Annotated in this window: 14 protein-coding genes; 12 read left to right on the forward strand and 2 right to left on the reverse strand. The window is 38.5% G+C overall.

Going from position 1 to position 12,886, the window contains the following annotated elements; genetic code table 11:
• Position 1 precedes the first annotated feature (1 nt).
• Genes rpe through spoVM form a run of 3 tightly spaced genes read left to right on the forward strand, consistent with a single transcriptional unit; the run spans position 2 to position 1,436 of the window.
• Positions 2 to 658, forward strand: a complete 657-nt coding sequence (gene rpe / locus ACHABU_RS10720) for a ribulose-phosphate 3-epimerase (protein ID WP_435765066.1) — start codon at positions 2 to 4, stop codon at positions 656 to 658.
• Between the two features lie 5 nt (positions 659 to 663).
• Positions 664 to 1,314: a thiamine diphosphokinase gene (locus ACHABU_RS10725; RefSeq protein WP_435764842.1), complete on the forward strand. Its 651-nt coding sequence runs from the start codon at positions 664 to 666 to the stop codon at positions 1,312 to 1,314.
• Positions 1,315 to 1,352: 38 nt separating this feature from the next.
• Positions 1,353 to 1,436: a stage V sporulation protein SpoVM gene (gene spoVM, locus ACHABU_RS10730; protein WP_010649391.1), complete on the forward strand. Its 84-nt coding sequence runs from the start codon at positions 1,353 to 1,355 to the stop codon at positions 1,434 to 1,436.
• Between the two features lie 227 nt (positions 1,437 to 1,663).
• Here the strand turns inward: spoVM and rpmB are convergent, their stop codons facing one another.
• Positions 1,664 to 1,852, reverse strand: a complete 189-nt coding sequence (rpmB, locus tag ACHABU_RS10735) for a 50S ribosomal protein L28 (RefSeq protein WP_435764843.1) — start codon at positions 1,850 to 1,852, stop codon at positions 1,664 to 1,666.
• 377 nt (positions 1,853 to 2,229) lie between these two features.
• Between rpmB and ACHABU_RS10740 the strand changes: the two genes are divergently transcribed.
• Entirely contained in the window at positions 2,230 to 2,592 is a 363-nt protein-coding gene (locus ACHABU_RS10740; protein ID WP_379495669.1) for an Asp23/Gls24 family envelope stress response protein, read from the forward strand.
• 28 nt (positions 2,593 to 2,620) lie between these two features.
• Positions 2,621 to 4,282, forward strand: a complete 1,662-nt coding sequence (locus ACHABU_RS10745) for a DAK2 domain-containing protein (RefSeq protein ID WP_435764844.1) — start codon at positions 2,621 to 2,623, stop codon at positions 4,280 to 4,282.
• A gap of 141 nt (positions 4,283 to 4,423) precedes the next feature.
• Here the strand turns inward: ACHABU_RS10745 and ACHABU_RS10750 are convergent, their stop codons facing one another.
• Positions 4,424 to 5,695 carry an NCS2 family permease gene (locus tag ACHABU_RS10750; RefSeq protein WP_435764845.1) on the reverse strand — a complete coding sequence of 424 codons (1,272 nt, stop codon included), beginning with the start codon at positions 5,693 to 5,695 and terminating at the stop codon, positions 4,424 to 4,426.
• 211 nt (positions 5,696 to 5,906) lie between these two features.
• On the opposite strand from ACHABU_RS10750, the gene sdaAB reads away from it, so the two are divergent.
• From sdaAB to fabG, 7 genes are all read left to right on the forward strand, one after another.
• Positions 5,907 to 6,569, forward strand: a complete 663-nt coding sequence (gene sdaAB, locus ACHABU_RS10755; protein WP_435764847.1) for an L-serine ammonia-lyase, iron-sulfur-dependent subunit beta — start codon at positions 5,907 to 5,909, stop codon at positions 6,567 to 6,569.
• Between the two features lie 20 nt (positions 6,570 to 6,589).
• Positions 6,590 to 7,465: an L-serine ammonia-lyase, iron-sulfur-dependent, subunit alpha gene (gene sdaAA, locus ACHABU_RS10760; protein ID WP_435765067.1), complete on the forward strand. Its 876-nt coding sequence runs from the start codon at positions 6,590 to 6,592 to the stop codon at positions 7,463 to 7,465.
• A gap of 15 nt (positions 7,466 to 7,480) precedes the next feature.
• Entirely contained in the window at positions 7,481 to 9,514 is a 2,034-nt protein-coding gene (gene recG / locus ACHABU_RS10765; RefSeq protein WP_435764848.1) for an ATP-dependent DNA helicase RecG, read from the forward strand.
• 93 nt (positions 9,515 to 9,607) lie between these two features.
• Positions 9,608 to 10,201, forward strand: coding sequence for a transcription factor FapR (fapR, locus tag ACHABU_RS10770; protein ID WP_435764849.1), 594 nt, complete (start codon positions 9,608 to 9,610; stop codon positions 10,199 to 10,201).
• Positions 10,185 to 11,183: a phosphate acyltransferase PlsX gene (gene plsX, locus ACHABU_RS10775; RefSeq protein ID WP_435764850.1), complete on the forward strand. Its 999-nt coding sequence runs from the start codon at positions 10,185 to 10,187 to the stop codon at positions 11,181 to 11,183. The genes fapR and plsX overlap by 17 nt, the downstream gene beginning before the upstream one ends.
• Positions 11,184 to 11,187: 4 nt before the next feature.
• A complete protein-coding gene (gene fabD / locus ACHABU_RS10780) occupies positions 11,188 to 12,126 on the forward strand; it encodes an ACP S-malonyltransferase (protein ID WP_435764851.1) in 939 nt (312 codons plus the stop codon).
• Positions 12,126 to 12,866 (forward strand): 3-oxoacyl-[acyl-carrier-protein] reductase, encoded by a 741-nt coding sequence (fabG, locus tag ACHABU_RS10785; protein WP_435764852.1) that lies wholly within the window; start codon positions 12,126 to 12,128, stop codon positions 12,864 to 12,866. Before fabD ends, fabG begins: the two co-directional genes overlap by 1 nt.
• The last annotated feature ends 20 nt before the right edge of the window (positions 12,867 to 12,886 follow it).

Here is a 12,886-nt window from a genome sequence, read left to right on the forward strand (position 1 = left end):
GATGACAAAAATAGCACCATCAATATTATCAGCAGATTTCTCGAAATTGGGAGAAGAGATAAAGGATGTAGAAAATGGAGGTGCAGATTATATTCATGTAGATGTCATGGATGGACATTTTGTACCAAACATTACGATTGGATCTTTGATTGTAGAAGCAATAAAACCAGTAACATCGCTACCTTTAGATGTGCATTTAATGATCGAAAATCCGGACACGTATATTGCGGATTTTGCTAAAGCTGGGGCATCTATCATTACAGTCCATCAAGAAGCATCTCCGCATTTACATCGTACGATTCAGCTGATTAAGGCAAACGGAACGAAAGCAGGAGTTGTTATAAATCCTGCAACACCAGTTGAAATGATCAAGCCAATTTTGTCTGAGGTAGATCTTGTTTTAATTATGACCGTCAATCCTGGATTCGGTGGACAGTCATTTATCCATGAGACATTGAAGAAGATTGAACAGATTTTTACATGGAGAAAAGAATTAAATCTGACATTTGAAATTGAAGTCGATGGCGGAGTCAATACTGAAACTGCAAAACTTTGTACTGATGCAGGAGCAGATGTACTTGTTGCTGGTAGTGCTGTTTTTAATCAATCAGATCGTCATCAAGCAATAAAAGATATTCTGCAAGCGGCAAAAGGGTAATATGTATGGTAGCAGTAGGAATTGTGGGGAATGGTCCAGTAGACTTGCTTCCAGATCTTTACCTTTACAAGGATAAAATAGACATTTGGATAGGCGCTGATCGTGGGGCATATACTCTGGCTGAACATGATATCCCAGTGGAATACGCGGTTGGTGATTTTGACTCAATCAATGCCCGTGAAAAAGCATTTATAAAGCAACATACAAAATACATGGAACAGTACCCATCGGAAAAAGATGAAACAGATATTGAAATTGCTTTAAAGAAAAGTTTCGAACTGAATCCCGGTCATATACATCTATTTGGAGTAACAGGTGGGAGACTCGATCATGAGCTAATAAACATCCAGTTGCTTTATCAAATTAGAAATAAAGGGATCAACGGTTATATCGTGGATAAGTCAAACTGTCTTGAAATGGCCTTTCCGGGGAAGTATACGGTCAGCCAGGATGTGACGTATCCGTATATTTCTTTTGTTCCCTATACCAAAGTAGTGGAAGGTCTTCATCTTTCTGGATTTTACTATCCGCTAACAAATACAACGATCTCTTGGGGATCGACTCTCTGTATCTCGAACAAGCTTCTTTCAAAAAGTGGTACTTTTTCTTTTGAAAAAGGCATACTATTACTAGTAAAGAGTTGTGATACAATTTAGCAGCAGTTTGGATTGTAGAACAGGAGGGGTCCTTGCTTATGAAATTTTATACAATTAAACTTCCAAGGTTTGTTGGTGGATTTGTCAAGATTGTTATTGGGATGTTCAAGAAAGAAAAATAACGGAAGGGCCAGCTTTTGTCAATTTGTTTGATAAAAGCTTTCTTTTTTTAATAAAAAAAGGTTATAAGAAAAAACATTACGAAACTCCATGACCTGTCAGACATCGCAATAGAGAAATGGGGAAAAAGAGTCCGAATAAAAAAAGGCATAAAAAAACACATAAAAAAACACCTAATGCATGCACATCGGGTGTTTTTTGTTTTATCAACTAATGTAGTTACAGTATGTTATACGCGCTCTACTTTACCTGATTTCAGGGCACGTGCAGAAACGTAAACTTTTTTAGGTTTTCCGTCTACCATAATACGTACTTTTTGCACATTAGCTTTCCAATTACGCTTGCTGGAATTCATAGCGTGAGAGCGTTGGTTTCCACTGCGAGTTTGACGTCCAGTTACAACACATTTTCTAGCCATGTTAATCCCTCCTTACTCTATCATGTGTCATTTAATACTTATATAATTTATCATAAGTAAGCTGATAATGCAATCAATCTTTTATCAATCATACATTTTAACGAATTGATCATCGAGGTCTATGCACTGATATACAGGCATTTTCTCTTTAAATAGAGGATAAAGATAAAACACTTGACAGATAATGTGAAATCATCCATTGTGAAAAGAGGATTTTTTTGTGTAGAATTTTATTACTTTATATTAGTAGTTGCTTTTAAATACATACAGGCTATAGTATAATTTGCTATATAATATGTTTTGGTGTTTTAGTAGTAAAAGGAATGATAGCTCATATGCAGCTATTTTTTTGACATGTACTTTTAAGGAGGATTCTTATGTCCATTGAACTTAATACAAATGATGGTCAGGTAACAATTACAAATGAAGTTATTGCTACCATTGCAGGTGGGACAGCAGTAGAATGTTATGGTATTGTAGGAATGGCATCTAAAAGCCAAATAAGAGACGGTATTGCCGAAATCCTGAGAAAAGAGAATTACTCCCGTGGGATTGTAGTTCGCCAGGAAGAGGAGAAACTTCATATTGATATGTATATTATCGTAAGCTATGGTACAAAAATTTCTGAAGTGGCTAATAATGTGCAATCACAAGTGAAATATACATTAAGTCAATCATTAGGTTTAGCAATTGACTCAGTAAATATATATATTCAAGGAGTGCGTGTAGCAAAAGATTAAATTGCTGCAGTTTGGAGGAGGAAGCATAGTGACGGTTGAAAAGTTAGATGGCGTTACTTTAACACAAATGGTACTCTCTGGAGCACACCATTTAACGAACAATGCCAATAAAATTGATGCATTAAATGTATTTCCGGTACCAGATGGTGATACTGGTACAAATATGAATTTATCGATGACATCAGGAGCGAATGAAGTCAAAAAACTGAACACTAACAACGTTTCTGAAGTAGCAAATGCTTTCGCAAAGGGTTTATTAATGGGAGCCAGAGGAAACTCAGGTGTAATTTTGTCTCAAATATTCCGTGGTTTTGCAAGAGGAATGGGGAAAAAAGAAGAACTAACAGTACCAGATCTTGCCGCGGCCTTTGATGCGGGTGTTGTAACAGCATATAAAGCTGTAATGAAGCCTGTGGAAGGTACAATTTTAACAGTAGCAAAAGATGCTGGAAAGAAAGCAGTTAGTGAGTCTGAAAAAGAAACAGACATTATTGTATTTATGGAAAAAGTTTTGGCTGAAGCTAAAGCTTCCCTTCAAAGAACTCCTGATTTACTACCGGTTTTAAAAGAAGTCGGTGTAGTGGATTCAGGTGGACAAGGCCTTGTGACAATTTATGAAGGATTTTTAGCTGCCTTAAAGGGTGAAGAACTTCCAGAGGGTACAACAGAAGTTAAAATGGAAGAAATGGTTAATGCAGAACATCATAAAGTGACACAGGATTTTATGAACACTTCAGATATCGTATTTGGATACTGCACAGAATTCATGGTGAAATTTGAAGATGAAAAGCTGGCAGAAAATCCATTCAGTGAAGAGGAATTCCGTAATGAACTTAGTGAACTGGGTGATTCTCTATTGGTTGTTTCGGATGAAGATATTATAAAAGTCCATGTACATTCCGAGACTCCTGGAACATGTATGACATTGGGGCAGCAGTTTGGTAGTCTAATCAATATAAAAATAGAAAATATGCGTGAACAACATACAGCTCTTGTAGGAGATCAGGAAAAAAGATCCACTCCTAAAGAAAAGAGTGAATATGCGATTATTACAGTTGCAATAGGAAGCGGACTTAAAGCATTGTTTGAAAGTCTTGGTGCATCTGTCGTAATTGAAGGTGGACAAACGATGAATCCGAGTACGCAGGACATTACCGATGCCATCAAAAAAGCGAAAGCTAAAAGCATACTTATTTTGCCAAATAACAAAAATATACTTATGGCTGCCGATCAGGCTGCTGAACTGGCAAAAGAGAATGTGAAGGTAGTTCCTACTAAAACGATTCCACAAGGGATTAGTGCAATGCTTGCATTTCACCCGGAATCGGATATTAATGAAAATAGGGACGCAATGGATGAAGCCCGCAAGCATGTGAAAACCGGCCAAATCACATATGCGGTCAGAGATACCAAAATTGAGGGTATTACAATTGAAAACGGTAATTTCATGGGAATTGATGAAGGGAAAATCGTTGCAACACACAAAGAAAAATCAGAAGCAGTGAAATTATTACTGAAGGAAATGATTTCGGATGATGATGAAATCCTAACTATCTTATATGGTGAGGATGTAGATGATATAGAAGTAAAGGAACTTGTATCTTACATTGAAGAAACATATGAAGATGTTGAAATTGAAGTTCATAACGGTAATCAACCTATATATTCCTATATTTTCTCCGTGGAATAAATGAAGTTTAAAAGGACTATACAAATAAATGTATAGTCCTTTTTTGGCAGATAGGATGGCAGGGTACTCGCCAAAAGGGTTGGCGAATGAAATGATTGAAACAAATCGCCTCCAGTTCAAACGGAACTGAAGGCGATTCGTTTAAAGACCAACGATTTTCATTATAAAACTTAATGAAAATAATATCGATATGGCAAGTAATGGCTTACTTAGTTCTTGCTGTTTACCTAAAGCAGCTTTAACAATTGGGTATGCAATAAAACCAAAAGCCATCCCATCACCGATGCTGTATGTGAATGGAATCATAACTACAATCAGCATTGCGGGAATACTCTCTGCAACGTTATCTAAAGGCAAATGGCGGATGTTTTGAGCCATTAAAAATCCAACGATGATTAATATCGGACTGATCGCAGAATTAGGAACCATGGAGATCCATGGAATAATAAAAATGGTAGCCAGGAATAAAAGTCCTGCTGTGATTGCTGCTTTGCCTGTTTTACCACCTGAAGCAATTACGGCTGCATTTTCAGCTCCCGAAACTGTTGGTGAAGTGCCGAAAAATGCGGAAGCTGTTGCCGAGAATGCTGTAATTCGAAATGCTTTCTTATAGCTTTTTTCTCGATGTAGCATTTCGAGCTGACCGCTGAGAATCCCCATATTTTCAAAAATGAGAATCAAGGCTAATGGAAATACAGCAAGCCAGAAAGAAAATTGTCCAGCTGCCGTGAACGAGGGCATAAATAAAAGCTCGCTCATATTGACGCTGACAGTACTAACTTCTGTGTTTGGTAAACCGAAGAGCGCTGCAAGAATTGTTCCGACGACCATTGTAAGTAAGAAGTTTGCAGGGATATTCTTTACAAATAAAAAGATGGCGATGAATAGAGTTATCAGACTTACGATCACTGTTGTTGATGTAAAGTCACCAATTTCAATTATTGTACTTTCCCCGCTTATAATAAGGCCACTATTTTCAAGTCCTAATAGAATCAAGAAAAAACCGAGTCCCACGGTGATTCCGTGTTTAAGTGAATTTGGAATGGCATCTTTCAATATTACGCCGAGCTTACTGAATGCAGTAATTAGGAAAATAAGTCCTGCGACAAGAACGACAGCCAAGCCTTCCTGAAATGTAAAACCATTATTCCCAATTATCGAATATGCAAATAATGCATTGATCCCCATTCCTGGGATTAGGATCAATGGAAGCTTTCCGAAAATCCCCATTACCATTGTGCCAACAAAACTGGCTATAATAGTAGCAATCATTCCAGTTTCCAGGGTAATTCCAGCTTCACTTAAAATGGATCCATTGACAATTACGATATACACAGTCGTAAAATAGCCAATGATACCAGCAATGATTTCATTTCTTAAAGGTGCTGTTTGTTTAGTACTTGATTGGTTCATAAAAATTCCTCATATGTCTTACGTCCCTCTCCCACCCGATTACCGGACATCGTGCAGCCTATATCTATCACATTAATAAATTAAATATCAAATAGGACAGATTTTCAAGACATACACTAATTCTATAATCCACAAATGATTATTATAGTCTTTTTTGTTATACTTTACAATAGAACTAGATTTATACAAATAAAATAGGTGGTGCATACATGTGAAATATAATTCAGTATTTGATATTATCGGTCCAGTCATGGTTGGCCCATCAAGCTCACATACGGCAGGAGCTGCACGTATAGGTAAAGCTGCCCGTAACTTATTTGGAAAGCAACCGAAATGGGCAAAAATTCATTTATATGAATCCTTTGCTAAAACATATAAAGGACATGGAACAGACTTTGCTTTGGCAGGTGGATTATTAGGTTTTGAAACAGATGATCTACAAATGAGTAAGGCACTGGATATTGCTAAGGAAAAAGGTCTTGAAATTGAATTTATTGAAGATAGTGCTGCCGTAGATCATCCTAATACTGCTCGTTTAATCATTGGGAATGATTCTGACCAGCTCGAGCTTATCGGAATATCGATTGGTGGGGGGAAAGTTGAAATCACGGAACTTAATGGCTTCGAACTCCGTTTATCAGGTAATCATCCTGCCATTCTAATAATGCATAACGATCGGTTCGGTGCGATTGCATCTGTAACAAGAATTCTCGCCAAGTATGAAGTTAACATTGGGCATATGGAAGTAAATCGTAAAGATGTTGGTAAAGAAGCATTAATGGTCATTGAAGTCGATCAAAATGTCGAGGATACCATTTTAAAAGAGTTGGAGGGAGCCGACCATATCATCCAGATTTCTAAAATTGTCAGCTGATTAAGGAGAGGAGTTTTATGATGTTTCGAACAGTCGCCGAATTGGTTGAAATAGCAGAGAAGGAAAATATATTAATTTCTGAAGTGATGATACGTCAGGAAATGGATGTTAAGGAAAGAACACGAGAAGAAGTTTATGAAGAAATGGAAAAGAATCTGCAAGTTATGGAAAGGGCAATCGATGATGCGATGCAAGGTGTCCAGTCGGTAACTGGACTAACTGGTGGTGATGCTGTACGTATTCAAAAGTATATGAAAGAAAAAACTCCGTTATCTGGCCATCTGATGATGGATGCCGTGAGTAAAGCAATGGGAACGAATGAAGTAAATGCAGCAATGGGCATTATCTGTGCCACTCCGACTGCAGGAAGTGCCGGCTGTGTTCCAGGAACATTATTTGCTGTAAAAGAACAACTTCATCCAACACGTGAACAAATGATTCGGTATTTATTTACTGCGGGAGCGTTTGGATTTGTCGTTGCAAATAACGCATTTATTTCAGGGGCAGCAGGCGGATGTCAGGCTGAAATCGGATCTGCCGGCGCAATGGCTGCAGCAGCGATTGTTGAGATGGCCGGTGGTACACCACAGCAATCTTCAGAGGCATTTGCAATGACATTGAAAAATATGCTTGGACTTGTCTGTGATCCCGTTGCCGGCCTTGTGGAAGTACCTTGTGTTAAACGAAATGCCGCAGGGTCTTCCTTAGCAATTGTATCTGCTGACATGGCGCTTGCAGGCGTAACGAGCAAAATCCCATGTGATGAAGTTATTGGGGCAATGTACCGTATTGGAAGACAAATGCCATCCAGTTTACGTGAAACTGGTGAAGGTGGATTGGCAGATACACCAACAGGCAGATTGCTTAAAGAAAAAATCTATGGAACTACGATGTAGAAAGAGTGATTTGCTGTGATAAGTGAACTTGTAACTGAAATCAAAGGCGTTGGAGCTAAAGCTGCAGAAGACTTATCGTTGATGCACATACACACGATTGTCGATCTGATTTACTATTTCCCATATCGTTATGATGTATATGAAATTAGACCACTTAGTGAATTGATACATGAAGATAAAGTAACAATTGAGGGAAGGGTATTAAATGATCCTTCCCTCACTTTTTTTGGAAGGAAGAAATCAAGACTGTCATTTACTGTAGAAGTTGAAGGTGTAGCGATTAAAGCGGTTATGTTTAACCGGGCCTTTGCTAAAAAGCAAATTCAAGCCGAAAATATAATCACGTTAACAGGTAAATGGGATGCCCATAGATTACAAATAACAGTCAGCAATTACAAAGTTGGTCCCGCTGAGGATCAGGAGAAGATTAATCCGATTTATTCCGTTAAAGGAGATTTTACGAATATAAAATTGAAAAAAGTAATTCAGAAGGCATTAACTGATTACGGAACTGGAATACATGAAATTTTACCGGAGAGATATCTTCAGTCCTATAAAATACCAAATCGTAAAGATGCATTATTCACGATGCATTTTCCAAAAGATAGAGTAGCTTTAAAACATGCACGACGCCGATTTACATATGAGGAATTCCTGCTTTTTCAGCTCAAAATGCAGCTGTTGCGTAAGTTAAAACGGGAGTCAACCCAAGGTAATGCACAACACTACGATCCAATACTAGTCCAGGAATTTATAGGTAGCTTTCCTTTTTCATTAACTAGCGCCCAAGAGAAATCGCTTAATCAAATATTGGCTGATTTAAAATCGCCATATCGCATGAATCGATTGCTGCAAGGGGATGTTGGATCAGGTAAAACAGCGGTAGCTGCAATTAGTCTCTATGCTTCCATCACTGCTGGAAAACAGGGGGCATTAATGGTTCCAACTGAAATTCTTGCTGAACAACATTACCAGTCGCTTACAGAACTATTTGGAGAACGGGCTAAAATCGTTTTGCTTACGGGCTCTATTAAAGGCAAGAAAAGAAAAGAGATTTTAGCAAAGGTCCTAAATCATGAAGCGGATATAGTAGTTGGTACACATGCACTGATTCAGGATGAAGTAATATTTAATGACTTGGGCTTTGCGATTGTAGATGAGCAGCACCGATTTGGCGTGGAACAAAGACGGATTCTTAGAGATAAGGGGTTAAATCCTGATGTACTGTTTATGACTGCAACACCCATACCACGGACGCTTGCGATTACTGCTTTTGGTGATATGGATGTTTCCGTTATTGATGAAATGCCTGCTGGACGGAAAGAAATTGAAACGCTTTGGGCAAAGGAAAATACATTTGAAAGAATTTTAACCTTCATCGAGCAACGTGTTGCCGAAGGGGAACAAGCGTATGTAGTCAGTCCATTAATTGAGGAATCGGATAAGCTGGATATACAGAATGCGGTTGATTTGTTTCACCAGCTTCAGGAATATTTCCCGAAAGAAGTGAAAGTCGGATTAATGCACGGAAGACTTCCTGCCGCAGAAAAAGACGGGGTTATGAAACAGTTTGCTGCGAATGACTTACAAGTACTCGTTTCAACGACCGTAGTTGAAGTTGGTGTGAATGTTCCAAATGCAACGATTATGGTCATCTATGATGCTGATAGGTTCGGTTTATCGCAACTCCACCAATTAAGAGGAAGGGTTGGAAGGGGTAAAAAGCAAAGTTATTGTATCCTTATTTCCGAACCAAAAGGTGAAGTAGGAAAAGAGCGCATGCGTATTATGACAGAAACAACAGATGGATTTGAACTTTCTGAACAGGATTTAAAATTACGCGGACCCGGCGATTTCTTTGGGAAAAAGCAAAGTGGTGTTCCTGAATTTAAAGTCGCAGATATGATTCATGACTATCGAGCATTGGAAACTGCACGGAAGGACGCACAGGAAATTATTGAGGAAAACCTGCTAGAGAACGATGAAGATTATTATCCATTAAGACATTACATTGAAAACCAATTTTCCTTCACGGATAAATTGGATTGATGGTTAACTTGCATAATTAAAGACGGTATTATATATTACTATTAGTACCAAGTCATAAAAGCAGTGAATTAAATGATTGTGGATGGTGCCCCTATGAAAAAAACAAAAACTGAACGTCAACAACTACTAAAAGAAAAAATTGAACAAAGTCCCTTCATTACGGATGAGCAACTTGCAAAAGAGTACAATGTAAGTATTCAAACGATACGATTAGATCGTATGGAGTTGAGCATTCCAGAATTGAGAGAGCGTATAAAGTATGTTGCGACAAATCAATGGAATGAGACAGTAAAAGCTTTGCCACTTGATGAAGTGATTGGTGAAATTATAGATTTGGAATTGGACAAGCGTGCAATATCAATTTTAGATATCACCCTTGACCTCGTGTTTTCCAGAAATAAAATAGCAAGGGGTCATCATTTGTTTGCCCAGGCCAATTCATTGGCTGTTGCTGTTATTAACGATGAACTGGCTCTTACTGCAAAATCTGAAGTGAAATTTACACGCCAGGTTATTGAAGGAGAGCGTGTGATTGCAAAGGCAATCATACAAGGTAAAGATGAAAAAGACCGCACCATTGTACAGGTAAATAGTTTTGTAGATAATGAGAAAGTCTTTACTGGTCTATTCTATATGTATCAATCAAACGATAATAAAGGGGAATATGGAAATGAAATTAGCAATTGATGCGATGGGTGGCGACAATGCGCCAAAAGAAATTGTTCTAGGTGCTATGAACGCAGTATCAGAAATCGATAATTTGACCATTACCCTGTTTGGTGATGAAAATCAGATCAAACCGTTATTAACAAATGATAACAATATCGAGATCGTACATACCGATGAAGTAATAACAAGTGATGATGAACCTGTACGAGCAGTGCGTCGTAAGAAAAATGCGTCCTTGGTATTAATGGCACAAGCTGTTAAAGAAGGACGAGCTGATGCATGTATCTCAGCTGGAAATACTGGGGCATTAATGAGTGCTGGGTTATTTGTAGTTGGAAGAATTCCCGGAATAGACAGACCAGCATTGAGTCCTACTTTACCAACGGTTGATGGAAAAGGTTTTCTCATGCTTGATGTCGGTGCAAATGTGGATGCGAAAGCAAACCATTTAGTTCAATATGCAATCATGGGTTCCATATACACAGAGAAAGTCCGTGGAATCCCAAATCCTACTGTAGGACTGCTTAACATAGGTACTGAAGAAGGAAAAGGAAATGAGCTCACAAAAAAAGCATTTGAACAGTTGAAAAAAGCTCCGATTAATTTTATCGGAAATGTGGAAGCAAGAGATATATTTAATCGTGCAGCAGATGTTGTCGTTACAGATGGCTTCAGCGGAAATATCGCACTGAAAACAATCGAGGGTACGGCACAAACTGTTTTCACGTTATTGAAGGAAACGTTTATGTCCTCAACAAAAACAAAGCTTGCAGCTGGACTTATGAAAAATGATTTGCGAGGACTAAAAAATAAACTGGATTACTCGGAATATGGTGGTGCTGGTTTATTTGGACTAGCTGCTCCTGTTATTAAAGCGCATGGTTCTTCCAAAAGCAGGGCGATTGTAAGTGCTATTAAACAGGCAAACCATATGGTTGAACATGATGTTACGAATACGATTAAAACAACGGTTGAATCAATACAATTAGATAAGGAGTGATGGTATGAAACGTGTTGCTTTTATGTTTCCGGGCCAAGGTTCGCAGACTGTTGGAATGGGGAAAGAACTTTATGATGAATATCCGTTCGTACAGGAACTTTTTCAAAAAGCAAATGAAGTATTAGGTAAAGATATAATGGGAATTATGTTTGATGGACCGAAAGAAGTCTTGACAGAAACCGAAAATGCACAGCCTGCACTACTTTTGACTAGTATCGCTATACATAAATTATTACAGCAGGAAAAAGTCGAGGCTACGATGACTGTAGGTCATAGTCTGGGTGAGTACAGTGCACTTGTCGCTGCGGATGCGTTGACATTGGAAGATGCCTTACCACTTGTAGCTGTTCGTGGGAAGTTAATGGAAGAGGCATTCCCGAAAGGTCAAGGTACGATGGCTGCTGTTCTCGGACTATCAGAACAAGAAGTTTCTGGAATCTTGCAAACAATCACAGATGAAGTGGTTGATCTTGCAAACTTGAACTGTCCTGGTCAAATCGTTATTTCCGGATCGAAAGAGGGAATTGACAAAGCTTCATCTTTATTGAAGGAAAATGGAGCAAAGCGCGTCCTACCCTTGAATGTTAGTGGACCATTTCATTCCAGATTAATGAAGCCTGCAAATGAAGAATTTGCAAGCTATTTAGATAAAACGTCAATCAAAGATGCAACAATTCCGGTATATGCCAATGTATCCGCTGAGGCTGTCACCGCAAGTGAAGAAATAAAGGATTTGCTCCTCAAACAGCTATACTCCCCTGTACGCTTTGAAGAGTCAATTAATCAGATGATTGATGAAGGAATCGATGCTTTTGTTGAATTAGGTAATGGGAAAGTTCTTTCTGGTTTATTACGAAAAATAAACAAAGAAGTACCTACTTTTGCAGTACAGGACATTAAATCAATGAGTGATTTCATTTCATGGTACAGGGAGGAATCGTAATGCTAAAGGGGAAAAATGCACTCGTAACAGGAGCATCACGCGGCATAGGAAAAGCAATCGCACTTGAACTAGCTAGACAGGGTGCAAACGTTGCAGTCAATTATGCAGGCAGTGAAGCAAAAGCGCAGGATGTAGTCGAAGAAATCGAACAGATTGGTGTGAAAGCTTTTAAAATTCAAGCGGATGTTGCCAATGAAGCGAATGTGAAATCAATGGTAAAAGATGTCATTGGTGAATTTGGAAGCTTGGATATTTTAGTAAATAATGCTGGAGTAACGAGAGATAATTTGCTGATGCGCATGAAGGAAGAAGAATTTGATCAGGTTATTAATACGAATTTAAAAGGTGTCTTTATTTGTACGAAGTCAGTGACCCGACAAATGATGAAGCAAAAAGCAGGAAGAATCATTAACGTTGCATCAATTGTAGGAGTTAGTGGGAATCCAGGCCAGGCAAATTATGTAGCTGCAAAAGCTGGTGTCATCGGACTGACAAAGACAACAGCTAAAGAGCTTGCATCACGAAACATTCTGGTAAATGCAGTGGCACCTGGATTTATTTCTACAGATATGACAAATGAACTGAATGAAGAACAAAGAGAAAGTATGCTAAGCCTAATCCCGCTCGCAAAACTAGGAACGCCCGAAGACGTAGCAAAAGTAGTTCGCTTCCTGGCATCCGAAGACGCCAACTACATCACCGGCCAAACGATACATATCGATGGAGGAATGGTGATGTGAAAACCAAAAGCGCATGAGGC

The organism is Oceanobacillus sp. CF4.6 (genome assembly GCF_051262635.1).
Taxonomy (GTDB): Bacteria; Bacillota; Bacilli; order Bacillales; family Amphibacillaceae; genus Oceanobacillus.

Excerpts from the sequence above, each read along its gene's own strand:
- rpe (WP_435765066.1), top strand. The coding sequence starts at position 2 with ATGACAAAAATAGCACCATCAATATTATCAGCAGATTTCTCGAAATTG.
- ACHABU_RS10725 (WP_435764842.1), top strand. The coding sequence starts at position 664 with ATGGTAGCAGTAGGAATTGTGGGGAATGGTCCAGTAGACTTGCTTCCA.
- spoVM (WP_010649391.1), top strand. The coding sequence starts at position 1,353 with ATGAAATTTTATACAATTAAACTTCCAAGGTTTGTTGGTGGATTTGTC.
- rpmB (WP_435764843.1), bottom strand. The coding sequence starts at position 1,852 with ATGGCTAGAAAATGTGTTGTAACTGGACGTCAAACTCGCAGTGGAAAC.
- ACHABU_RS10740 (WP_379495669.1), top strand. The coding sequence starts at position 2,230 with ATGTCCATTGAACTTAATACAAATGATGGTCAGGTAACAATTACAAAT.
- ACHABU_RS10750 (WP_435764845.1), bottom strand. The coding sequence starts at position 5,695 with ATGAACCAATCAAGTACTAAACAAACAGCACCTTTAAGAAATGAAATC.
- sdaAA (WP_435765067.1), top strand. The coding sequence starts at position 6,590 with ATGTTTCGAACAGTCGCCGAATTGGTTGAAATAGCAGAGAAGGAAAAT.
- fapR (WP_435764849.1), top strand. The coding sequence starts at position 9,608 with ATGAAAAAAACAAAAACTGAACGTCAACAACTACTAAAAGAAAAAATT.
- plsX (WP_435764850.1), top strand. The coding sequence starts at position 10,185 with ATGAAATTAGCAATTGATGCGATGGGTGGCGACAATGCGCCAAAAGAA.
- fabD (WP_435764851.1), top strand. The coding sequence starts at position 11,188 with ATGAAACGTGTTGCTTTTATGTTTCCGGGCCAAGGTTCGCAGACTGTT.
- fabG (WP_435764852.1), top strand. The coding sequence starts at position 12,126 with ATGCTAAAGGGGAAAAATGCACTCGTAACAGGAGCATCACGCGGCATA.